The sequence below is a fragment of the Actinokineospora spheciospongiae genome (assembly GCF_003182415.1).
Lineage (GTDB): Bacteria > Actinomycetota > Actinomycetes > Mycobacteriales > Pseudonocardiaceae > Actinokineospora > Actinokineospora spheciospongiae.
Map to the genome: position 1 here is coordinate 298,883 of NZ_QHCP01000005.1, position 22,433 is coordinate 321,315.

General features: G+C 72.4%; 19 protein-coding genes. 16 read left to right on the forward strand and 3 right to left on the reverse strand.

Going from position 1 to position 22,433, the window contains the following annotated elements:
- The first annotated feature begins 5 nt into the window (after nucleotides 1-5).
- Genes DFQ13_RS15555 through DFQ13_RS15570 form a run of 4 tightly spaced genes read left to right on the forward strand, consistent with a single transcriptional unit; the run spans nucleotide 6 to nucleotide 3,701 of the window.
- Nucleotides 6-1,244 carry a metal-dependent hydrolase family protein gene (locus DFQ13_RS15555; RefSeq protein WP_110080317.1) on the forward strand — a complete coding sequence of 413 codons (1,239 nt, stop codon included), beginning with the start codon at nucleotides 6-8 and terminating at the stop codon, nucleotides 1,242-1,244.
- Between the two features lie 29 nt (nucleotides 1,245-1,273).
- Nucleotides 1,274-1,456 carry an MbtH family protein gene (locus DFQ13_RS15560; RefSeq protein ID WP_110080547.1) on the forward strand — a complete coding sequence of 61 codons (183 nt, stop codon included), beginning with the start codon at nucleotides 1,274-1,276 and terminating at the stop codon, nucleotides 1,454-1,456.
- Complete coding sequence (locus DFQ13_RS15565; protein ID WP_052020946.1) at nucleotides 1,453-2,064, forward strand: NADPH-dependent FMN reductase; 612 nt, start codon at nucleotides 1,453-1,455, stop codon at nucleotides 2,062-2,064. The genes DFQ13_RS15560 and DFQ13_RS15565 overlap by 4 nt, the downstream gene beginning before the upstream one ends.
- A gap of 32 nt (nucleotides 2,065-2,096) precedes the next feature.
- The gene (locus DFQ13_RS15570; protein WP_219994489.1) at nucleotides 2,097-3,701 is read left to right on the forward strand and encodes an acyl-CoA carboxylase subunit beta; all 1,605 of its coding nucleotides are present in this window, start codon (nucleotides 2,097-2,099) and stop codon (nucleotides 3,699-3,701) included.
- Nucleotides 3,702-4,068: 367 nt separating this feature from the next.
- Here the strand turns inward: DFQ13_RS15570 and DFQ13_RS15575 are convergent, their stop codons facing one another.
- The gene (locus DFQ13_RS15575; RefSeq protein ID WP_084175380.1) at nucleotides 4,069-7,032 is read right to left on the reverse strand and encodes a helix-turn-helix transcriptional regulator; all 2,964 of its coding nucleotides are present in this window, start codon (nucleotides 7,030-7,032) and stop codon (nucleotides 4,069-4,071) included.
- A gap of 308 nt (nucleotides 7,033-7,340) precedes the next feature.
- On the opposite strand from DFQ13_RS15575, the gene DFQ13_RS15580 reads away from it, so the two are divergent.
- The 3 genes from DFQ13_RS15580 (at nucleotide 7,341) to DFQ13_RS15590 (ending at nucleotide 10,767) form a co-directional block, all read left to right on the forward strand.
- Nucleotides 7,341-8,423, forward strand: a complete 1,083-nt coding sequence (locus DFQ13_RS15580; RefSeq protein ID WP_200873329.1) for a diiron oxygenase — start codon at nucleotides 7,341-7,343, stop codon at nucleotides 8,421-8,423.
- A 49-nt stretch (nucleotides 8,424-8,472) separates the two neighbouring features.
- Nucleotides 8,473-9,957, forward strand: a complete 1,485-nt coding sequence (locus tag DFQ13_RS15585; RefSeq protein WP_110080318.1) for a DHA2 family efflux MFS transporter permease subunit — start codon at nucleotides 8,473-8,475, stop codon at nucleotides 9,955-9,957.
- A gap of 78 nt (nucleotides 9,958-10,035) precedes the next feature.
- The gene (locus tag DFQ13_RS15590; protein WP_110080319.1) at nucleotides 10,036-10,767 is read left to right on the forward strand and encodes an SDR family NAD(P)-dependent oxidoreductase; all 732 of its coding nucleotides are present in this window, start codon (nucleotides 10,036-10,038) and stop codon (nucleotides 10,765-10,767) included.
- A 64-nt stretch (nucleotides 10,768-10,831) separates the two neighbouring features.
- Here the strand turns inward: DFQ13_RS15590 and DFQ13_RS15595 are convergent, their stop codons facing one another.
- Nucleotides 10,832-11,302 (reverse strand): acyl-CoA thioesterase, encoded by a 471-nt coding sequence (locus DFQ13_RS15595; protein WP_110080320.1) that lies wholly within the window; start codon nucleotides 11,300-11,302, stop codon nucleotides 10,832-10,834.
- Between the two features lie 180 nt (nucleotides 11,303-11,482).
- On the opposite strand from DFQ13_RS15595, the gene DFQ13_RS15600 reads away from it, so the two are divergent.
- Nucleotides 11,483-12,394, forward strand: a complete 912-nt coding sequence (locus tag DFQ13_RS15600) for a proline iminopeptidase-family hydrolase (RefSeq protein ID WP_110080321.1) — start codon at nucleotides 11,483-11,485, stop codon at nucleotides 12,392-12,394.
- 625 nt (nucleotides 12,395-13,019) lie between these two features.
- Here DFQ13_RS15600 and DFQ13_RS15610 read toward each other — a convergent pair.
- Nucleotides 13,020-13,535: a CGNR zinc finger domain-containing protein gene (locus DFQ13_RS15610; RefSeq protein ID WP_035290503.1), complete on the reverse strand. Its 516-nt coding sequence runs from the start codon at nucleotides 13,533-13,535 to the stop codon at nucleotides 13,020-13,022.
- Nucleotides 13,536-13,597: 62 nt separating this feature from the next.
- Here DFQ13_RS15610 and DFQ13_RS15615 point away from each other — a divergent pair, with 62 nt between their 5' ends.
- The 8 genes from DFQ13_RS15615 to DFQ13_RS15650 all read left to right on the forward strand — a co-directional run bounded on the left by DFQ13_RS15615 (nucleotide 13,598) and on the right by DFQ13_RS15650 (nucleotide 22,412).
- Nucleotides 13,598-14,899 (forward strand): MATE family efflux transporter, encoded by a 1,302-nt coding sequence (locus tag DFQ13_RS15615; protein ID WP_035290526.1) that lies wholly within the window; start codon nucleotides 13,598-13,600, stop codon nucleotides 14,897-14,899.
- Between the two features lie 108 nt (nucleotides 14,900-15,007).
- Nucleotides 15,008-16,381 (forward strand): MFS transporter, encoded by a 1,374-nt coding sequence (locus tag DFQ13_RS15620; RefSeq protein WP_052022094.1) that lies wholly within the window; start codon nucleotides 15,008-15,010, stop codon nucleotides 16,379-16,381.
- A 143-nt stretch (nucleotides 16,382-16,524) separates the two neighbouring features.
- On the forward strand, nucleotides 16,525-17,427 hold the full coding sequence (gene truB, locus DFQ13_RS15625) for a tRNA pseudouridine(55) synthase TruB (RefSeq protein WP_110080323.1): 903 nt from the start codon (nucleotides 16,525-16,527) through the stop codon (nucleotides 17,425-17,427).
- 42 nt (nucleotides 17,428-17,469) lie between these two features.
- The gene (locus tag DFQ13_RS15630) at nucleotides 17,470-18,414 is read left to right on the forward strand and encodes a bifunctional riboflavin kinase/FAD synthetase (protein WP_084176445.1); all 945 of its coding nucleotides are present in this window, start codon (nucleotides 17,470-17,472) and stop codon (nucleotides 18,412-18,414) included.
- A gap of 100 nt (nucleotides 18,415-18,514) precedes the next feature.
- Nucleotides 18,515-18,985, forward strand: a complete 471-nt coding sequence (locus tag DFQ13_RS15635; RefSeq protein WP_035290509.1) for a transcriptional regulator — start codon at nucleotides 18,515-18,517, stop codon at nucleotides 18,983-18,985.
- On the forward strand, nucleotides 18,982-19,485 hold the full coding sequence (locus DFQ13_RS15640) for a 2'-5' RNA ligase family protein (RefSeq protein WP_035290511.1): 504 nt from the start codon (nucleotides 18,982-18,984) through the stop codon (nucleotides 19,483-19,485). The genes DFQ13_RS15635 and DFQ13_RS15640 overlap by 4 nt, the downstream gene beginning before the upstream one ends.
- A 128-nt stretch (nucleotides 19,486-19,613) precedes the next feature.
- Complete coding sequence (gene rpsO / locus DFQ13_RS15645; protein ID WP_035290513.1) at nucleotides 19,614-19,883, forward strand: 30S ribosomal protein S15; 270 nt, start codon at nucleotides 19,614-19,616, stop codon at nucleotides 19,881-19,883.
- Between the two features lie 279 nt (nucleotides 19,884-20,162).
- Nucleotides 20,163-22,412 (forward strand): polyribonucleotide nucleotidyltransferase, encoded by a 2,250-nt coding sequence (locus DFQ13_RS15650; RefSeq protein WP_110080324.1) that lies wholly within the window; start codon nucleotides 20,163-20,165, stop codon nucleotides 22,410-22,412.
- The last annotated feature ends 21 nt before the right edge of the window (nucleotides 22,413-22,433 follow it).

Sequence of the window (22,433 nt, forward strand, 5' to 3'; positions counted from 1 at the left end):
CCCACATGTCCATGCTGCTCACCGGTGCCACGCTCATCGACGGCCTCGGCGGCGACCCGACCGCCAACAGCGCGGTCGTCGTCACCGACGACCGGATCACCGCGGTCGGCTCCACCGCCGACGCCCCCGCCGACGCCGACCTGGTCGACCTGTCCGGGCTGACCCTGCTGCCCGGCCTGATCGACGCGCACGTCCACATGGGACACGCCAGCGAGATGCGCGCGGTGCTCAACAACGAGCTGTCGGTCGCCGAGCGCGCCGCCGACATCTTCCGCACCCTGCGCCAGACCGTGGAGGCCGGGTTCACCGCCGTGCGCGACTGCGGCGGCATCGACCACGGCATCCTGCGCACCGTCGGCAAGGGCATGGTGCCAGGGCCGCGGCTGTGGGCCTCGGCCTCGCCGCTGGTGCAGTGCGGCGGGCACGGGCACCTCGGCTCGCCCTTCCAGGCCCCGGACGAGTCCTTCGCGTTCCGGGTGCGCGGCCTGACCGCGGTCGGCCGCATCTCCGACGGCCGCGACGAGGTGCGCAAGGCCGCCCGCGAGTGCTTCCGCCAGGGCGCGACCTTCCTCAAGATGGCCGTCACCGGCGGCGTGGTGTCCATCGCCGACGACCTCGACGACACCCAGTTCTCCATCGAGGAGATCGCCGTCGCGGTGGAGGAGGCCAACGCCAGGCACACCTACGTCACCGTGCACGCGCACAACAAGTACGGCATCCAGAACGCGGTCAAGGCCGGGGTGAAGTGCGTCGAGCACGGCACCGGCATCGACGAGGCCACCGCCGCGCAGATGGCCGCCGCCGGGGTCGCCCTGGTGCCCACGCTGGCCATCGCCCAGGTCCTCACCGACGACTTCGACGCCCACGGCCTGCCGCCGCAGATCCGCGAGCGCGTCTGCGGCACCATGGAGGGGATGGTCGAGGCGATCCGCCTGGCCACCGCCGCGGGCATCCCGGTCGGCTCCGGCTCCGACCTCATCGGCCCCAAGCAGGACCGCCGCGGCCTGGAACTCGCGCTCAAGGCCAAGGTGCTCGGCCCGATGGGCGCCATCCAGTCCACCACCTCGGTCAACGCCGAGATCATGCGGGTCGCCGACAAGATCGGCTCGGTCGAGGTCGGCAAGTTCGCCGACGTCATCGCCGTCGACTTCGACCCGCTCACCGAACCCGAGCTGTTCGACGACCCCAGCCGCGTCCGGCTCGTGGTCAAGGGCGGCAAGGTCGTCAAGGACACCCGCAAGTGACCGCGCCCGAGCCGATCGAGGAGAAGAGCATGTCCACCGCGTTCCACGTGGTCGTCAACGGTGAAGAGCAGTACTCGGTGTGGGAGGACGGCCTGGCGCTGCCGCAGGGCTGGCGCGCGGAGGGCTTCACCGGTCCCCGGCAGGACTGCCTGGACCACATCGAGCGGGTGTGGACCGACATGCGCCCGGCCAGCCTGAGGAGCGGCGCGTGAGCACCACCGAGACCAGGCCCCGCCCGCTGGTGGTCGCCATCGGCGGCACCGGCCGCCCCGGCTCCAGCACCGAGCGGGCCCTGCTCACCGCGCTGAGCAGCCCCGAGGCGGCGGGCTGCGAGGTCCGCCTGTTCGGCGGGGAGTTCCTGGCCGCGCTGCCGATGTTCCGCCCCGGCGCGGCGCCCACCGACCCCGGCGTGCTGGACCTGGTGGAGACCGTCGGCCGCGCCAACGGGGTGCTGCTGGCCAGCCCCGCCTACCACGGCGGCGTGTCGGCGATGGTCAAGAACGCCCTCGACCACCTCGAACACCTCGCCGACCGGGAGCGCGCCTACCTCGACGGCCGCGCCGTGGGCTGCTTCGTCACCGCGGCGGGCTGGCAGGCGGGCGGGGCCACCCTGTCGGCGCTGCGCTCGATCGTGCACGCCCTGCGCGGCTGGCCCACCCCGCTGGGCATCACCGTCAACACCTCCCCGCCCGCCCCGGGCGACGGCGGCGAGGCGGCCCGCGCCCAGTGCGACGTGCAGTTGCGCAAGATCGGGTGGCAGGTGGCCGAGTTCGCCACCCGCGCCGCCCAGTCGCGGGTCCTGGCGGGGATGCCGACGTGACCGCGGGCGTGTCCGACCAGGAGCGGGCGGCGGTGCTCGCGCCGCCGCCCGCCCTGCCCGAGCCGGTGGCGCCGAGGCGGGCGGGCACCGCGGAGCGCATCGCCGAGTTCCGCAGGCGCCGCCAGGTGGCCCGCCAGCCCGGTTCGCCGCGCGCGGCCAAGCGCCAGCACGTGCTGGGCAAGCTGACCGCCCGCGAGCGCATCGACCTGCTGCTGGACCCCGACTCGTTCGTGGAGACCGACGCGTTCGTCCGGCACCGCTCCACCAACTTCGGCATCGACGCCAACCGCCCGGCGGGCGACGGCGTGGTCACCGGTTACGGCACGGTCGACGGCCGCCAGGTGTGCGTGTACGCCCAGGACGTGACGTCGTTCAACGGCAGCGTGGGGGAGATGTTCGGCACCAAGGTCGGCAAGATCCTCGACCTCGCGGTGCAGACCGGCTGCCCGGTCATCGGCATCAACGACTCCAGCGGCGCCCGCATCCAGGAGGGCGTGCTGTCGCTGTCGGCCTACGGCCAGGTCGCCCGCCGGGTCGTGCGCGCCTCCGGGGTCATCCCGCAGATCTCGCTGATCATGGGCGTCTGCGCGGGCGGCGCGGTCTACACCCCGGCGGCCACCGACTTCGTGGTCATGGTGGACAAGACCTCGCACATGTTCGTCACCGGCCCCGAGGTCATCCGCAAGGTCACCGGCGAGCGGATCAGCCTGGAGGCCCTCGGCGGCGGCAAGGTCCACAGCGCCCAGACCGGCAACGCCCACTACCTGGCCACCGACGAGGCCGACGCGATCGCCTACGTCCGCGACCTGCTGGCGTTCCTGCCCGCCAACAACCTCGACGAGTCCCCCACCTACGCCGCCGCCACCGACCTGACCACCACCGACACCGACGCCGAACTCGACGCCCTCATCCCCGACGCCCCCGAACACGGCTACGACATGCGCGAGGTCGTGGAACGCGTGGTCGACGACGGCGACTTCCTGGAGGTCCACCCCGCCTTCGCCCCCAACATCCTGTGCGGCTTCGCCAGGGTGGAGGGCACCAGCGTCGGCGTCGTGGCCAACCAGCCGCTGCACCTGGCCGGCTCGCTCGACATCGACGCCGCGGAGAAGGCGGCCAGGTTCGTCCGCTTCTGCGACGCCTTCAACATCCCCATCATCACCCTGGTCGACGTCCCCGGCTTCCTGCCGGGGGCGGTGCAGGAGCACGCGGGCATCATCCGCCGCGGCGCCAAGCTCGGCTTCGCCTACATCGAGTCCACCGTCCCCAAGGTCACCGTCATCACCCGCAAGGCCTTCGGCGGCGGCTACGCGGTCATGGGCTCGAAGGAACTCGGCGCCGACGTCTGCTTCGCCTGGCCGGTCGCCCAGATCGGCGTCATGGGCGCCCAGGGCGGCGTGGACATGCTCTTCCGCAAGGAGATCATGTCCGCCCCCGACCCCGACGACGCCCGCCGCACCTTCACCGAGGCCTACGAGGACACCCTCACCAGCCCCTACGTGGCGGCCGAACGCGGCTGCATCGACGACGTCATCGCCCCGAGCGAGACCAGGGTGGCCATCACCCGCGCGCTGCGCGCCCTGCGCACCAAGCGGGAGGCGGTCGCCCCCCGCAAGCACAGCAACATTCCATTGTAGACACACCAGCGGTTCGGTTGCGGAGATGCCCGGATAGGTGGACAGGTGGATGGGTCAGGCTGCCCACCCCGAGAACCGGCGGCCCGGCTACGCCCCTGCCCGGGTGGGTGGATGTGTTTGGCCGGGGGTGGCGATCATGTGACAGCCTGCCTGGGCGGTGGGGCATCTTTTCAGCCCCACCTGACGCACTGGAGCACATGATCGCCATAGGGGCCCCGGCCAAACACATCCACCCAGCCGGGCACCACCACCAAAAAAACCCGGGCTCGAAAGCTGAGCACACCCACCCACCCGGGCACCCCCACCAAAGCCTCGACTTCGAGGGCCCCGGTGCGCCATGCGCACCGGGGCCCTCGAACGCCAAGACCTACGCCGTGTTCCGGATCATGTAGGCCGCCACCCCGGAGCGGCTGCTCACGCCGATCTTGGCGAACACGTTGGACAGGTGCATCTCCACAGTCTTCTCCGCGATGTGCAGCCGCCGGGCGATCAGCCGGTTGGTCATCCCCTCGCCCACCAGCTCCGCCACTTCCCGCTCGCGGCCGGTCAGCGTGGTCGCCCCGGACGCGCTTTCCGACCGCGGCCCCCGCACGGTCGCCGACCGCGCCGCCAGTCGGCGGCGTTCGGTCCGCGCGACGCGGGCCAGGCTCTGCGCGCCCATCTGGGTGAACGTCATCTCCGCCGTCTTGAGCTCGCGCATCCCGTCGTCGTGGCGGCCCTGGTGCCACAGGGCGGTGCCGAGGACGACGCGGGCGCGCAGGCCGTCGACGACCATCCCCGCGTCCTCCAGGCCGCGCACCGCGCGCTCGGCGGCGGGGACGGCGGTCTCGGGCCTGCGGGCCAGGTCGACCTGGGCCTGGGCGAGCACGGCCAGGGCGTTGCGGCCCGGCTGGTCCAGCGCGGTGGCGGCCTTGGCGGCGTGCCCGGCCCAGACCGCGGCCGCCTCGGTGCGGCCGGTGAGCAGTTCGGCCCTGGTCAGCAGTTCGTACCAGGCGACCCGGGAGCAGACGTCCGCGGCGACCAGGCCGGGGCCGCCCGCCGAGGTCACCAGGGCCATGCACTCCTCGCGGTTGCGGGTCATCAGCCGCACCTCGGCGAGCATCCGCAGCGCGAGGGTGCCGCACCACCCGCTGGCGGGTTCGCGGTTGTTGTCGGTGGCCACGATGCCGCTGTGCAGGGCCTGGTCGGTCTCGCCGAGGGTGGCGTCGATCCAGGCCAGCATGGAGTGGGCGCTGGTCATCTGCTCCGGGCTGCGGGACTTCTCGGCCAGGTGCACCGCGTGCTCGGCGGCCGTGCGGGCCTCGCGCAGGCGGCCGCGGTTGCGCAGCACGAACACGTAGCCGACCAGCAGGTGCGGCAGGACCAGCCAGCTCTTGCTGCGGCCCGCGACCTCGACGGCCTTGTCGAAGTGGCGCAGGGCGTCGTCCCACTGCTCCAGGACGACCTCGCTCCACCCGATCCACACCACCGCGGTGAGGCTGTGGGCGAAGTCGTTGTCGAGCATGGCGTCGAGCAGGGTGGTGGCGCCGCGCAGGCAGGCGCGGGCCCCCTCGATGTCGCCCGCGGTGGCCTTGGCCATCGCGCTGAGCCCCAGGCAGGAGGCCTGCATCGGGGCGAGCCCGTGCCGCACGGCGACGTCGAGGGCGGCCGCGGCGAGTTCCTGGCAGCGGTCGGGGTCGCCCTTGCTCAGCTCGTTGCAGGCGAGTTCGAACGTGAGCTGCGCGCAGGCGGAGCTGTCCGGGCGGTCCAGGGCCTCGATCTCGGCCCGGATCATGGCCTCGGTCTCGGCGTGCGCGCCGAGCAGCCGCTGCACCATCGCGGTGAACGCGACCGCCTTGGCGTGCGCGACCCGGGGTTCGGCGGGCAGGTGGCGCAGCGCCTCGTGCATGGTGTCGCGGCACTCGCGCAGGTAGCCGGAGGTGCCCCGGGCCTTGGCCAGGCGCACCAGCATCTCTGCCCGCCGCGACTGCAGGTCCGGGATCTGCGGCAGCACCCGCAGGGCGGTCTTGAGCCAGGTCGCGGCGCGCACCGGGTCGGTGGACATGACCGAGGCCGCGGCGTTCTCCAGCACCTCGACCGCGTCCAGGTCGCCGTAGCGCGCCCACTGCTCGACGTGCGGCGCCCGGGTCGCGGGGGAGGCGTCCCTGGTCCGCAGCGCCGCGTCGGCGGTGCGGTGCAGCTCGATGCGGGTGCTCAGCTCGGCGTTCTCCCGGATGACCCGAGCCACGACCGGGTGGCGCAGGGCGAAGTACTGGCCGGAGACCACCGGGCGCACCAGGTCCTGGCGGATCAGCTCGCCGATGGAGGCCAGCACCGCCGCCTCCGGCTGCTCCAGCATCCTGGCCACCAGCGTCGTGTCGAACACGTCGCCGAGCACCGCCGCGGCCTCCACGACCGTGCGCGCGGCCGGGGTCAGCCCGTCGAGCTCGTCGAAGAAGACCGGGCAGTCGCCCGCCCGGATGTCGTGCGGCGCCCCCGACCCCGGGCCCCCACCCGGGAACGGCGTGCGCTCGGCGGAGAGCGCCTTGAGGTAGGAGGGGTTGCCCTCGCTCTCCAGGTGCAGTTGCCTGCGCCAGCTCGCGGTGCCCTGCCCGGACAGCATCCGGGCGGTGTCGGCCTCGGTGAGCGGCGCCAGGCGGGTCGCGGTGAGCGTCACCTGGCGGGACCGGCCCGCGATGGCCTCGCGCAGCCGGGTGCCCGCCTGCCGGTCGCGGTAGCCCACCGCGAACATGACCGAGGCGTTCGGCGGGCGGCGCAGCAGGCTGCCCAGCAGGTCCAGCGACGCCGGGTCGGCGGTGTGCATGTCGTCGAGCACCACCACGAGCGCCGAGACGGCCAGGCGCTCCAGCAGTTCCCGCACCAGGCGGTGGCCCACCGGTGCGGGCCCGGGTAATGGGATGCCGAGCAACGCGTCCTCGCGGGTGGCCAGGCTGGGGAACAGCCAGCCGAGCTCGGCGCGCTCGGCGGGCGTCCAGCTACGGACGACGTCGCCGACGAGCCGGTGCTGGTCGTCGAAGGCGTCGGCCCAGACGCTGTAGGAGGAACCCCGTTCCGGCCTGCCCGACAGCACCACCGCGTGCCGGGCGCGGGCCACGCTGACCAGTTCACCCAACAGGGCGGTCTTGCCGATCCCCGCGTCCCCGGTCAGTTCGATCAGTTGGCTGCCCGCGGCGCCGTTGGACAGGTTGTCCAGTGAGCGGGCGATGATGCCCAGTTCGTGTTCCCGGCCGACAAGGTGGTCTGCCCATTTTCTCCGTTTTGCGCCTTCGGCAAACCTTGTTCCGCCCGGTCGTTCCAACCCGGGAACGCCAAGGTCATCAAGCGTGCTCAAGCTTTATCCCCCATCCAATGGACTGCGGCCTTTGGACCCACGAACACCCCCCGTCGGCGCGGCCCTGCGGGTCTCGGCGGATGTCTGCTCCACCAGTATGCGACAGGCTCCAGGAAATGGGCACCTGTTCCGATCACATCGGATGTTAGGAGGACCGGGAAAACAAGCCCGGCCGCGCACACCCCTGGGGACCCCAGGGTTATCCCCACTGCCTCCAGGGGGGCGCCTCGCACAGACTTGCCCCGGTAGAGCCCGGTGCCCGGTGACGTGGCAGACCACGGGCCGCGACCCCATTCCTGGAGGAATCCGTGAGCACCCGGATGTACGCGTTACCCGTCGACCAGACCCAGTGGCAGATCCCCGGCGGCGGCACCACGGTCTTCGACTGGGAGTACGACGAGGGCCGCGACCGCCTGCTGAGCCTCTACGAGAAGGGCAAGCAGAAGCAGTGGGACGCGGCCGAGCGGCTCGACTGGTCGATCGAGGTCGACTGCAACAACCCCATGGGCGTGCCGGAGCAGACCATCGCCATCTACGGCTCCCGGGTGTGGGACTCCCTGGGCGACAAGGACAAGGGGATGGTCCGCCACCACCTGGCGGCCTGGCAGTTCTCCCAGTTCCTGCACGGTGAGCAGGGCGCGCTGATCTGCTCGTCGAAGATCGTGCACACCGTCCCCGGCCTGGACGCGAAGTTCTACGCGGCCACCCAGGTGATGGACGAGGCCCGGCACATGGAGGTCTACTCGCGCTACCTGCGGGAGAAGCTCCAGCTCGCCTACCCGATCAACCCCAGCCTCAAGGCGCTGCTCAACGACGTCATCTCCGACTCCCGGTGGGACATGACCTACCTGGGCATGCAGGTGCTGATCGAGGGCCTGGCGCTGGCCGCGTTCGGCCTGATCCGCGACAACGCCTCCGAGCCGCTGGCCCAGGCGCTCAACACCTACGTCATGCAGGACGAGGCCCGGCACGTGGCGTTCGGGCGGCTGACCCTGCGCGAGTACTACCCGCAGCTCACCCAGGCCGAGCGCGACGAGCGCGAGGAGTTCTGCATCGAGGCCTGCTACCAGATGCAGGAGCGGTTCGTCGGCGAGGAGGTCTGGCGCAACCTCGACATCGACGCCGACGAGTGCATCGACTACATGCGCGGCTCCCAGCACTTCAAGGCGTTCCGCAGCCACCTGTTCTCCCGCATCGTCCCGACCCTCAACGACCTCGGCCTCTTCGGCGACAAGATGCGCCACGCGTTCGCCGAGATGGGGATCATCGGCTACGAGCACCACGACCTCGACGCGCTGATCGCGCAGGACGAGCAGATCGCGGGCGACCTCGACCTGGCCCGCATCCAGCAGGTCGACAAGGTCATCGACTACGCCGCCACCGAAGAGTGAGCGCAACCACCACCCCGAGCCGCCGGGCACGGGCAACCAGGAGTGAAGGATGACTGAGGCAACCAAGAGCGCGGGCCGGACCCGCGCGATCCTGCTGACCGCGTCGGGCGGCGCGTTCCTGTCGATGCTCGACTCGACCGTGGCCAACCTCGCGATCCCCGACCTGCAACGGGCGTTCCCCACCGTCTCGGTCAGCTCGATGTCGTGGGTGATCAGCGCCTACGCGGTCATGTTCGCCGCGCTGCTGGCCCCCTCCGGCCGCCTCGCCGACGTGCTGGGCCGCCGCGCCCTGTTCGCGGGCGGGGTCGGCCTGTTCACCGTGGCCTCGCTGGCCTGCGCGGTGGCGCCGAACCTGCCGTTCCTCATCGTCGCCCGGCTCGTGCAGGGCGCGGGCGCGGCGGCGATGATCCCGGCGTCGCTGACGATCCTGCTGCTCGACGGACCGGCGGACAAGCGGGCGCAGTCGATCGGCCTGTGGAGCGCGGCGTCCGCGCTGGCCGCGGCCGTCGGCCCGACCGTCGGCGGGGTGCTGGTCGACCTGTTCGGCTGGCGCTCGGTGTTCTACATCAACCTGCCGTTCGGCGTCCTGCTGGTGATCGCCACCCTGCGGCTGCTCGCGCCGCAGGACAAGAGCAGCCGCGGCGCGCTGCCCGACCCGCTGGGCACGCTGCTGCTGGCGCTGGGCGTCGGCGCCCTCACCATGGGCGTCACCGAGGGCGGCACCTGGGGCTGGACCGACGCCAAGACCCTGGCCTGCCTGGTGGGCGGCGTGCTCGTGCTCGCCTTCGTGGTCCTGCGCTCCCGCTTGCACCCGGTCCCCGCGCTGGAGACCGCGCTGTGGGGCAACAAGACCTTCGTCGCCACCAACGCGACGTCGCTGTTCTACGGCATGGCCCAGTACCCGTGGCTGCTCGTCGGCGTGCTCTACATCATCGACGTGTGGCAGTACTCGCCGCTGCAGGCGGGCCTGGCGATGACGCCGGGCGCGATCGTCGCCTCGATCGCCGCGCTGCGGATGGGCAAGGTCGCCCCGAAGATCGGCGGCCCGCGGATGGTCACCCTGCTGGGCCTGGGCGCGTTCCTGGCCTGCGGCATCTGGTTCAGCTTCGGCCTGACCGACAGCGCGGCCTTCCTCGCGCTGTGGCTGCCCGGTGGCTTCCTGGTCGGCTTCGCCATGGGTTCGGCGACGCTGGGCACCTCGCAGTCGGCGGCGATGTCGGCCCCGCCGACCCGCTTCGCCTCCTCCAGCGGCCTCAACACCACCGCCCGGCAGTTCGGTGGCGCGCTGGGCATCGCGATGTGCGCGGTGATCCTGCAGTCGAAGACGGCCGCGGACGGCTCCCTGGGCGTCGACGCGTACTCGGCGGTTTACCTGGCGTGCACCGTGCTGGTGGCGATCTCGTTCCTGATCGCGCTGTTCTGGCTGCGCTTCCCGCCGCCCGCCGCCCCCGCCCCGGCCGCCACCCCGGCCACGCCCGCCGCGGCACCGAAGGCGGACTCGGCCGGGGCCAAGGAACCCGCCGCCGCGGAGTGAACCGCCGCTGCGGGATGATCACCCCGCAGCCCGACCACCCCGCAGCCAGCCCGTCGACGATCGACCCGGAGTGAACCGATGACCGACACCGCCCCCGCCAAGGTCGCCCTGGTGACCGGCGCCAACAAGGGCCTCGGCCACGAGACCGCGCGCCAGCTCGCCGCACTGGGCCACACGGTGCTCCTCACCGCCCGCGACCCCGCCCTGGGCGAGGCCGCGGCGGCGGGGATCGACGGCGACGTCCGGTTCCTCCGGCTCGACGTCACCGACGCCGACAGCGTCCGCGCCGCGGGCGAGCACGTGGCCGAGCACCACGGCGGCCTGGACCTGCTGGTCAACAACGCCGGGGTCACCGGCATCCCGCGCGGCACGGCCCGCACCCTCGACGAGCTGTCGGTAGAGGACCTCACCTCGGTGCTGGACACCAACTTCACCGGGGTGTTCGCGGTGACGCAGGCGCTGCTCCCGGCGCTGCGCAAGGCGTCCGGCCGGGTGATCAACGTGACCAGCTCGCTGGCCACCTTCGAGCGGGTGGCCACCGGCGCCGCCCAGCGCCCGGACCTGCTGCCCTACTGCGCGTCCAAGGCGGCGATGAACATGGCGTCGGTGTTCTACGCCGGTGCCCTGGCCGAGTCCGGGGTGACCGTGTACGCGGTCTCACCCGGGTTCGTCGCCACGGACCTGAACAACTTCACCGGCCCCAAGTCGGTCGAGGAGGGGGCGGCGGTGATCGTCCGGTACGCCACGGCCGACGCCGCCACCCTGCCCGACCGCCGGTTCCTCACCGAGACGGGCACGATCCCCTGGTGAGACAGGGGTACTGACGACACCGCCCGGGTGCGACCAGTGGTCGCACCCGGGCGGTTGTCGCGTGTCAGGCGGAGGTCTCCTGCGGCTTGGCGAGGGCGTCGAGCACCGCGCGGGCCTCGTCGGTCCACGGCGTCGGGCGGTGCGTGGCCTGGTCCAGTCTGATGTGGACCCGCCGCCCCTCGGCGTGCACGGTCGCGCTGTCGGCGGAGAGGACCCGGAACCCGTAGGTGGCGCTGGACTGCCCCACCTTCTCCACCCACAGGTGCACCCCGATCGGGTTGGTGCCCCGGATCGGCGCCCGGTAGGAGATCGAGAACTCCGCCACCACGATCACCACGTCCGGCTTGCTGTAGACGCCGTTGACGAAGTCGAACCCCTGCCGGGTCCAGTGCCCGGTCAGCGCCCGCTCGACCAGCACCGGGTACCGGGTGTTGTGCACCATCCCCATCAGGTCCAGGTCGTCGAAGTGCGTCCACAGCGGTTCGACGTGCCCGTACTCGACGGCGGTCGCCGGGGTCTGTGCGGGAGCGGCCATGACGGTCCTTCCTCGGGGGGATTCGTCGCGGGGAATCCGTTCCCCGGCAACGGTCTCCGGTCCTGCGCCCGGATTTCAGCGCACGTCGGATGCTACCAGCCGAAAGGCCCTCCGAGCCGTCAGCGATCGGTCAGCAACGGGGGCTTGCATGGCGGAACAGCGACGACAGCGAGGGGTGACATGAGCACCGCCGAAACCCGCCCCACCGCGGAGGGAACCCTGCACCGGCAGGGCTTGCGGACCTGGTACCGCACCGTGGGAACCCCCGTCCCCGGCCGCGCCCCCGTCATCGTCTGCCACGGCGGCCCCGGCATGACCCACGACTACCTGCTGTCGCTGGCCGCCCTGGACCGCGTGTGCGTCTTCTACGACCAGTTCGGCAGCGGCCGCTCCGGCCGCCTCCCCGGTGCGCCGGAGGTGTTCTGGCGGCCGGAACTGTTCCTCGACGAGCTCGCCGCCCTGGTCTCGCACCTGGGGTTCGGCACCGGGTACCACGTCCTGGGGCACTCCTGGGGCGGGATGCTGGCCCTGGAGCACGCGGTCGCCCGGCCTGCGGGCCTGCTGTCGGTGGTCGCGGTCGGCGCGTTCGCCTCGGCCCGGCAGTACATCGACGAGGTGGGCGGCTTGGTGCGCAACCTCCCGGCGGAGATCCGGTCGGCGATCGAGCACCACGAGGCGGCGGGCACCACCGACTCCCCGGACTACAAGGTCGCCGTCCGCGCCTTCTACCGCGAGCACGTCTGCCGCGCCAAGCCGGTGCCGGACGAGGTCATGGCGACGCTCGCGGCCCTGGGGGAGGAGTCCACGGTCTACAACGCGATGATGGGGCCCAGCGAGTTCAGCCTGACCGGCTCGCTGCGGGACTGGGACATCCGCTCCCGCCTGCCCCGGGCGGTCGCGCCGGTCCTGCTCGCCTCCGGGCGCCATGACGAGGTCACCCCGCGCGCCGTCGCGCCTCTGCACGAGGGGATTCCCGGGGCCCGGTGGGAGGTCTTCGAGAACTCCAGCCACATGGCGCACGTCGAGGAACCCGACCGCTTCCGCGCGGTCGTCGACGCCTTCTTCTCCCAGCACGACCCTGGTTCTGGCTGATTCCTTCGGATGGGCTTTCTGTCCATACTGGAGTTTGTTCGGCCGTGGCTGTGGTTCAAGGGCCCGGTCGTTTTGTGGGCGTGCCCGGGGTGGGCTCTTGCTCAGCCGTGGCTGTGGTTCAAGGGCCCGGTCGTTTGTTGGGCGTGCCCGGGTGGGTGGATCTGCTTGGGCGGGGCCCCTACAGCGATCATGTGCCTGGTGTGACCGAGTGGGGCGAAAAGAGTGCCCCACTGCCCGGGCAGGCTTGCACATGATCGCTTCCCCCACCCAAGCAGATCCACCCACCCGGGCATTCGGTCGCCGGGCCGGCGGTTTGTCGGGTGGTCGCCTGCTGTGCCCGGTGGGGTTACGGGTGACTGGCCGCCAGACTTGCGGTGGCGGGTGGCGGTGGCAGGTGGCCTGCGGGCTCTGGGCGGTTGCCGCCGGGCTGGTGGTCTGCTGGGCGGCGGCTGCGCTGGCGGGGGTCGGCTTGACCTGCCGCTGGGCCGCCGGGCTGGCGGTCGTCGCTGCGCCCGGTGGGGTCCGAGGTGGTCGGTCGCTGCGCGGTGGGGTTCGGCGTGGCTGGTCGCTGGGCCTGCGGGTTCCGGGGTGGCGGGCTGATCGCTGCGCCGGTGGGGGTTGGTGGTCAGGAATCCTGTTGGCGGGAGCGGAAGGCCGCCACGTGCACCCGGTTCGCGCACCGCGCCGAGCAGAAGCGCTTGGCCCGGTTCGTCGACAGGTCCAGGAAGTAGTTGCCGCAGTCCGCCGCGTCGCACGCGCCCCAGCGTTCGGTTTCGTGCCGGACCACGCCCTGGGCCACTCCCCAGGCGGCGGCTGCCGCGACCTCGGTGGCCGGGGGCGCGTCCGGTGAGGCCACGTGGATGTGCCAGTCACCGCTGTGGCCGGACAGGCGGGGCTGCGGCGGGTGCTCGGTCAGCAGGCGGTTCACCCCGGCCAGCACGGCGTCGCCGTCGCCGCGCACGACCGCGCCCAGGACCTCCCGCAGGGCGCCCCGGGTCTCGCGCAGTGCCACCAGGTCCGACTGCCCGCAGCGCTCCGACCACCACGGCTCGTCGTGCAGCGCCGCGCGGAGGCCGGTCAGCCCGTCGAGGTCGGCGTTGGCGAGGCGCAGCGCCACGTCCAAGTAAGCAGCGTTGTCCATGACCGGTCCTTACGGCTAGTGTCAGGGGTGTACACGTATTTCGCACCTTACTGGGAGTGTCCATGCGGGACCACACGACAGGGCGGCGGGTGCTCGCGCTCGCCTTGCCCGCGCTTCCCGTGCTCGCCGCCGAGCCGCTCTACCTGCTCGTGGACACCGCCGTGGTCGGCCACCTCGGGGCGGTCGAACTCGGCGCCCTCGGCGTCGGCGCGATCGTGCTGGCGCAGTTGTCGACCCAGTTGACCTTCCTGTCCTACGGCACCACCGCCCGCACCGCCCGGCTGCATGGCGCCGGGCGGCGCGCGGACGCGGTGGCCGAGGGGGTGCAGGCGACCTGGCTGGCGCTGGCCCTCGGGGTGCTCCTGCTCGGCGCCGGTCAACTGCTGGCGGGCCCGGTCGCGCGCGGGCTGGCGGGGGAGGGGGCGCTGGCGGACGCCGCCGTGTCGTGGCTGCGGATCGCGCTGCTCGGCGTGCCGATGATCCTGGTGTCGCTCGCCGGGAACGGGTGGATGCGCGGCGTGCAGGACACCCGGACGCCGCTGCGGCTCGTGCTCACCGGCAACGCCGTGTCCGCCGCGCTGTGCCCGGTGCTGGTCTACGCCGCGGGCTGGGGGCTGGAGGGGTCGGCCGCCGCGAACGTGGCGGGCCAGGTGCTCGGCGGCGCGCTGTTCCTGCGGGCGCTGCGCCGCGAGCGGGTGCCGCTGCGACCCCGGTTCCCGGTCATGCGCGCGCAGTTGGTGCTCGGCCGCGACCTGCTGGTGCGCAGCCTGGCCTTCCAGGCCTGCTTCGTCTCCGCCGCCGCGGTCGCCGCGCGCACCTCCGTGGGCGCGGTCGGGGCGCACCAGGTGGTGCTGCAACTGTGGACGTTCCTGTCGCTGGTGCTCGACTCGCTGGCCATCGCCGCGCAGGCGCTGGTGGGGGCGGCGCTCGGGGCGGGGGACGCGGGCCGGGCGCGCGAGCTGGCCCGCCGCCTCGCCGGGTACGGCCTGGCCTTCGGCGTCGGGCTGGGGGTCGTGTTCGGGCTGCTCGCCGGGGTGCTGCCGCGGGCGTTCACCGGCGACCCGGCCGTGCTCGCCGAGATCCCGCACGCCTGGTGGTTCTTCGTCGCCCTGCAACCGGTCGCCGGGGTGGTGTTCGCCCTCGACGGCGTGCTCCTCGGCGCGGGCGACGCGGCGTTCCTGCGCACGGCGACGCTGCTGTCCGCCGTGGTCGGGTTCCTGCCGCTGGTGTGGCTGTCGTTCGCGCTGGGCTGGGGGCTGGCCGGGATCTGGACCGGGCTGAGCGCGTTCATGCTGGTCCGGCTGGTCACGATCCTGCTGCGCACCCGATCGGGGCGGTGGGCGGTCGTGGGGGTGGTCCGCTGATCCCACGGGTGTGCGCAACAGCACCGATTAGCGACGCTAATAATTGCGTCTGCTTCGCGGTTCGTGCGGCACCATGGACACCGACCACGAGGGAAGGGGCGGACACCCATGTCATCGGCGCTCGCGTCCGACGCGAAGACCGCGGGCAGGCGGGGCGCCCTGCTCATCTGGGCCACCGCCGCGGCGGTCTACCTGATGGCCGTCTTCCACCGCACCTCCCTCGGCGTCGCGGGCCTGGAGGCCGCGGAACGGTTCCACATCGGCTCGGCCGCCCTGGGCACCTTCACCGTGCTCCAGATCGGCGTCTACGCGGCCATGCAGATCCCCACCGGCCTGCTCGTCGACCGCTTCGGCCCGCGCCGCGTGCTGACCGCCGCCGCCCTGTTCATGGGCCTGGGCCAACTGCTGTTCGCCTTCGCCGCGAGCTTCCCGCTCGCCCTCACCGCCCGCGCCGTCCTCGGCCTGGGCGACGCCATGACCTTCGTCAGCGTCCTGCGGGTCGTCGCCGCGCACTACCCGCCGCGCCGCTACGCCACCCTCGCCGCCATCACCGCGACCTTCGGCTCCTTCGGCAACCTCGTCGCCACCGTCCCGCTCACCCTCCTGCTCGACAACGCGGGCTGGACGACCACCTTCGCCATCGCGGGCGGCCTCACCTTCTGCTACTCCCTCGCCGTCGCCCTCCGCGTCCGCGACACCCCGCGCGGCACCCCGGCCCAGCCCGCCGCCGCGATCCCTCTGCGCCAGGTCGCGGGCCACGTCCGGGCGGCCTGGGTGGTCCCCGGCACCCGGCTGGGCTTCTGGGTCCACTTCACCACCATGTTCACCCCGGCCGCCCTGGGCCTGCTGTGGGGCTTCCCGTACCTGGTGCAGGCCCAGGGGATGTCCGACGCGCAGGCCGGGGCGGTGCTGAGCCTGCTGGTGGTCGTCGGCATGGTCCTCGGCCCGTTCATCGGCGAGACCACCGGCCGCCGCCCCATCCTGCGCCTGCCGATCGTCTGGGCGTTCCTCACCGGCGCGATCACCGTCTGGGCGGTCCTGCTGGGCTGGCCCGGCGGCGTGGTGCCCGGCCCGGTCGTGGTCGCCGCCATCGGCTTCCTGTCCCTGGGCTCACCGGTCAGCAGCATCGCCTTCGCCCTCGCCCGCGACTACAACCCCATCGCCAGGGTCGGCACCGCCACCGGCGTGGTCAACGTCGGCGGCTTCTGCGCCATCACCACCACCTCCCTGGCCGTCGGCGTCCTCCTGGGCGGCAACACCGCCGACGCGGGCCCGGCGGACTTCCGGGTCGCCTTCCTCGCCATCGCCGCCCTCCTCCTGCTCGGCACCTGGCGCACCTGGGTCTGGTGGCGCCGAGCCCGCGCCGCCGTCTTCGCCGCCACCGAACGCGGCGAGGCCGTCCCGGTCCGCATCCGCCGCCGCGCCTGGGACATCCCCACCCTCGCCGCCGGTGAGGCCCAACCGGAACCCGCCACCCCCTGACCCGCGGGCACAGCCCCGACCACGCGAATTCACCCAGCCGGGCACCCCCGCGGAAAGCCCGGCCGCCGGAGCACGCGGTCCACCGCGGACCCGGCACCACCGCCGAGTCCCGGCTTCGAGGCCACGGCCTAGGATTCCCGCTCGTGCCCAGCCAGAAAGCCCCGCGCCCCACCGTCCCCCCCGGTCTCGTCGTTGTCGACAAGGCCCCCGGCATGACCTCCCACGACGTCGTCGCCAGGGTGCGCCGGATCGTGGGGACGCGGAAGGTCGGGCACGCCGGGACCCTCGACCCGATGGCGACCGGCATCCTGGTGCTCGGCGTCGAGCGGGCCACCAAGCTCCTGGGGCACCTGGCCCTCGACCGCAAGGTCTACCTGGCGACCATCCGCCTCGGGCAGGCCACCACCACCGACGACGCCGAGGGTGAGCCCACCACCGGCGCCGACCCGAGCGGCGTCACCGACGAGGCCGTTGCCGCGGGGATCGCCGAGTTGACCGGCGAGATCATGCAGGTGCCCAGTTCGGTCAGCGCCGTCAAGATCGACGGCAAGCGCGCCTACGCCAGGGTCCGCGCGGGGGAGGACGTGGAGATCCCCGCCCGGCCGGTCACCGTGTTCCGGTTCGACCTGCTGGCCACCACCCGCACCGACACCTCCCTCGACCTCGACGTGATGGTCGACTGCTCCTCCGGCACCTACGTGCGCGCGCTGGCCCGTGACCTCGGTGCCGCCCTCGGGGTCGGCGGGCACCTCGCGGCGCTGCGGCGCACCCGCGTCGGTCCCTTCGACCTGCGGGTCTGCCGGACGCTGGAGCAGTTGGAGGAAGACCCGGCGCTGTCGCTGGACATGGACGCCGCCGTGGCGACCGCCTTCCCGCGGCGCGACCTCGACCGGGTGGAGGCCCAGGCCCTCGCGCACGGCAAGCGGTTGCCCGCGGCCGGGATCGACGGCACCTACGGGATCTTCGACCCCGCCGGGAAGGCCGTGGCGCTCGGTGTGGACGAGGGGCGGTCGGCCAGGGCGCTGGTCGTGCTGAACGTGCCGTGACCCACCGCTCGGGCGGGGGCGAACCGTATTAGGGTTGACCGCGTGCAGCGTTGGCGCGGGCTCGCGGACCTCCCCGGTGGCTGGGGTCGCTGTGTGGCGACCATCGGCGTGTTCGACGGCGTCCACCTCGGACACCAGGCCCTGATCGGGCGGGCGGTGACCCTGGCCGAGGAGCGCGACCTGCCCAGCGTGGTCGTCACCTTCGACCCGCACCCGGCGGAGGTCGTGCGCCCCGGCAGCCACCCGGCCCAGTTGACCACGCTGCGCCGCAAGGCCGAACTGGTCGAGGGCCTGGGCGTGGACGTGTTCTGCGTGCTGCCGTTCACCCCGGAGCTGTCGAAGCTGCCCGCCGACGAGTTCGTGCACGAGATGCTGGTGGAGCGGCTGCACGTCTCGTCGGTGGTGGTGGGGGAGAACTTCACCTTCGGCCACCGCGCGCAGGGCACCGTGCAGATGCTGGCCACCCTCGGGCAGCGGTTCGGGTTCAGCACCGAGGGCGCCGCCCTGGTCACCGCCGAGAGCGCCGGTGGCCTCACCTTCTCCTCCACCTACATCCGCGCCTGCATCGACGCCGGGGACGTGCGGGCCGCCGCGGCGGCCCTGGGGCGGCCGCACCGGCTGGAGGGCATCGTCGTGCGCGGTGACGGCCGGGGGCACGAGCTGGGCTTCCCGACCGCGAACCTGTCGGTGCCGCGCTTCGCCGCCGTGCCCGCCGACGGGGTCTACGCCTGCCGGTTCACCCTGCTCAACGCCCCCGACCGGGCCCCGCTGGTGGCCGCGACCTCGGTGGGGACGAACCCGACGTTCTCCGGGCGGGAGCGGCGGGTGGAGTCGTTCGTGCTGGACGTGAGTGAGGACTTCTACGGGCAGCGGGTGGCCGTCGACTTCGTCGAGCGGCTGCGCGGGATGGAGAAGTACCCCTCCTCCGAGGCGCTGGTCGAGCAGATGCACCTCGACGTCGCCGACACCCGCGCGCTCCTGGCCTGAGGACCTCCTGGTCGGTTCCGCCCCGGCAGCCGCTCCTGGCCTGGCAAGATACCCCCCGCGAGGTTCGCGCACGGGCGGGAGCATCAGGGGAGAGGCGCAGGTGGAGGACCACAAAATCGTCCAACGCAACATCGCCCTGCAGCGGGAGTGGTACGGGGAGCCGCTCGGCGACCGGGTGCGCAGGCTGGTGGTGGCGTTCGACGTGTCCCAGGCCAACCTCGCCGACGTCCTGGGCATCAGCGCGCCAATGCTGAGCCAGGTGATGAGCGGCCGCCGGGCCAAGATCGGCAACCCGGCGGTGCTGGCCCGGCTGATCATGCTGGAGCGCAAGGTGCTGACCCCCGAGGTGGCCTCCGGCAGGCGCGAGGCGCTGCAACGGGCGCTGGAGGACGTGCGCAACTCCAAACCGTCGGTGACCAGGGACAACCTGCCGGTCGACATCGGCCGCAGCGCGATCATGGCGCTGCGCCGGATCGCCTCCCCGGACGACCTGACCGAGGCCGCCGGGCTGCTCGACGACCGGTTCCCGGAGCTGGCCGACCTGCTGCGCCGGGCGGGCAAGCGGGCGTGACCCGGCTGTTCTCCGCGTTCCCCCTGCCGGACGCCGTGGCCGACCACCTGGCCGACCACCTCCGGGTGAACCCGCCGCTGCGAGCCGTTCCGAGGGAACAGTGGCACGTGACCGTCGGTTATTACGGTGCGGACGACCCCGAGGCCCGGCTACGCTCACTGCGCGACCGGGTCACCGGCCTGGTCGCACCCGAACTCCGGCTGAACGGTTCCGGGACCTTCAGCGCCGTCGCGCTGCTGGTGGTCGAGGACCGCACGCCGAACCTCGTGGCGGTCGCCGAGGCCGCCGAGGCGTCTGCGGGCGGGCACCCCGAGTACTCCCCGCACGTCACCGTCGCCCGCTGGTCGCGGGAGGGCAGCGGCGAACCCGGCCGGGCGCTCGCCGCGGAGCTGGCGGGCTACCGCGGCCCGTGGTGGACGCCGTCCGAGCTGGTGCTCTACGCCAGCGAGGGTGGCCGGTACACGCCGCTCGACCAGGTGGGACTTCACGCCCCGCGTTGACTCGGTGAGCACCTGCTAACCTTGGTGATTGGGTCCGGCTGTGGTCCGTGGCGGCCGGTACCGACTTCCCCGGGGGCGGGACGACCCGGTCCGGGCCGCACGGCACATCAGAACCAGGAGATCCACGAGTGGCACTGACCACCGACCAGAAGAAGACGATCCTCACCGAGTACGGCGTGCACGACTCGGACACCGGATCGCCCGAGGCCCAGATCGCGCTGCTCACCAAGCGGATCAAGGACCTCACCGAGCACCTCAAGGAGCACAAGCACGACCACCACTCGCGTCGTGGTCTGCTGCTCCTGGTCGGCCGCCGCAGGCGGCTGCTCAACTACCTGACCAAGGTGGACATCGAGCGCTACCGGTCGCTGATCTCGCGGCTCGGCCTGCGCCGATAGCTCGACCCCGGGGGGAGGAACCGGTTTCGGCCCCTCCCCCCGGGTCGTTCACCCACCCGGGTGGACACTCGCACCGAAGACGAGAACAAAGACGACAAGGGCGAAGCACGCTACGCGCCACGGGACCAGTTCGCCGGTCCTCGGTAGTGGTCTCCGGGACGGCCCCGGTGCTCCGAGAGCACCGAGGGGCCCGAGGACTTCGATCGAAGACCGGCCTCGTCCGAACCGCGACCCCGTGCTCGGGTGGTTTGCGCGCCCTTAGACGAGGAGTACCGCTACATGTCAGAAAACACCGTGCACGAGTCGACCGCTGTCATCGACAACGGCAAGTTCGGCTCGCGCACCATCCGATTCGAGACCGGGCGCCTGGCCCGGCAGGCCGCGGGAAGCGTCGTGGCCTACCTCGACGAGGAGACCATGCTGCTCTCGGCGACCACCGCCTCGAAGCAGCCGAAGGAGCACTTCGACTTCTTCCCCCTCACGGTGGACGTCGAGGAGCGCATGTACTCGGTGGGCCGCATCCCCGGCGCGTTCTTCCGCCGCGAGGGCCGCCCGTCCACGGACGCGATCCTCACCTGCCGCCTGATCGACCGCCCGCTGCGCCCGTCCTTCGTGGACGGCCTGCGCAACGAGATCCAGGTCGTCATCACGGTCCAGTCGCTCAACCCGCAGGACCTCTACGACGTGGTCGCGATCAACGCCGCGTCCGCCTCCACCCAGCTCGCCGGGCTGCCCTTCTCGGGCCCCATCGGCGGCGTCCGGGTCGCCCTGATCGAGGGCCAGTGGGTCGCCTTCCCGACCCACGAGCAGCTCGCCACCGCCGTCTTCGACATGGTCGTCGCCGGTCGCGTGGTCAACGACGATGTCGCGATCATGATGGTCGAGGCCGAGGCCACCGAGAACGTCACCGACCTCATCGCCGCCGGTGCCCAGGCGCCGACCGAGGAGATCGTCGCCTCCGGCCTGGAGGCCGCGAAGCCGTTCATCAAGGCGCTGTGCGACGCGCAGGCCGAGCTGGCCTCGCACGCCGCCAAGGCCACCCGCGACTACCCCACGTACCCGGCCTACCAGCCGGACGCGCTGGAGGCCGTCACCGCCGCCGCCGCCGAGGACCTGGCCGCGGCGCTGACCATCGGCGACAAGCAGGAGCGCGAGTCCAAGCTGGACGAGGTCAAGGGCGCGACCCTGGTCAAGGTCGGCGCGGTCGAGGGCGGCGCCTTCGAGGGCCGCGAGAAGGAGATCGGCGCGGCGTTCCGCTCGCTGAACAAGAAGCTGGTCCGCCAGCGCATCCTGCGCGACAAGGTGCGCATCGACGGCCGCGGCCTGACCGACATCCGGTCGCTGTCGGCCGAGGTCGCGCTCATCCCGCGCGCGCACGGCTCGGCCCTGTTCGAGCGCGGCGAGACCCAGATCCTGGGTGTCACCACGCTGAACATGCTCCGCCTCGAGCAGCAGATCGACTCGCTGTCGCCGGAGACGCACAAGCGCTACATGCACCACTACAACTTCCCGCCGTTCTCCACCGGTGAGACCGGCCGCGTCGGCTCGCCCAAGCGGCGCGAGATCGGCCACGGCGCGCTCGCCGAGCGGGCCCTGGTGCCGGTGCTGCCCAAGCGCGACGAGTTCCCCTACGCGATCCGCCAGGTCTCCGAGGCGCTCAGCTCCAACGGCTCCACCTCGATGGGCTCGGTCTGCGCCTCGACCATGTCGCTGCTCAACGCCGGTGTGCCGCTCAAGGCGCCGGTCTCCGGCATCGCCATGGGCCTGGTCTCCGACGAGGTCGACGGCAAGACCGAGTACGTCGCGCTGACCGACATCCTCGGTGCCGAGGACGCCTTCGGCGACATGGACTTCAAGGTCGCGGGCACCAAGGAGTTCGTCACCGCGCTCCAGCTCGACACCAAGCTCGACGGCATCCCGTCGGACGTGCTCGCCCAGGCCCTCGGCCAGGCGCGCGACGCCCGGTACACCATCCTGGAGGTCATGGCCGAGGCCATCGACCGCCCGGACGAGATGAGCCCGTACTCCCCGCGGGTCACCTCGGTGAAGATCCCGGTCGACAAGATCGGCGAGGTCATCGGCCCGAAGGGCAAGATGATCAACTCCATCACCGAGCAGACCGGTGCCGACATCTCCATCGAGGACGACGGCACGATCTACGTCGGTGCCGCGGACGGACCGTCCGCCGAGGCCGCGATCGACCTGATCAACGCCATCGCCAACCCGCAACTCCCCAAGGTCGGCGAGCGGTTCCTGGGCACGGTCGTCAAGACCGCCGCCTTCGGCGCCTTCGTCTCCCTGCTCCCGGGCAAGGACGGCCTGATCCACATCTCCAAGCTGGGCCAGGGCAAGCGCGTCAACAAGGTGGAGGACGTCGTCAACGTGGGCGACAAGCTCCGCGTGGAAATCGCCGACATCGACCAGCGCGGCAAGATCAGCCTGGTCCTGGTCGCCGAGGAAGCCGCGGCCCCGGCCGACGGCGACGCCCCGGCGACCGAGGACGCCACCTCCGAGGCGGCCAACGCCTAGTGGCAACCGGCTCCACCGCGA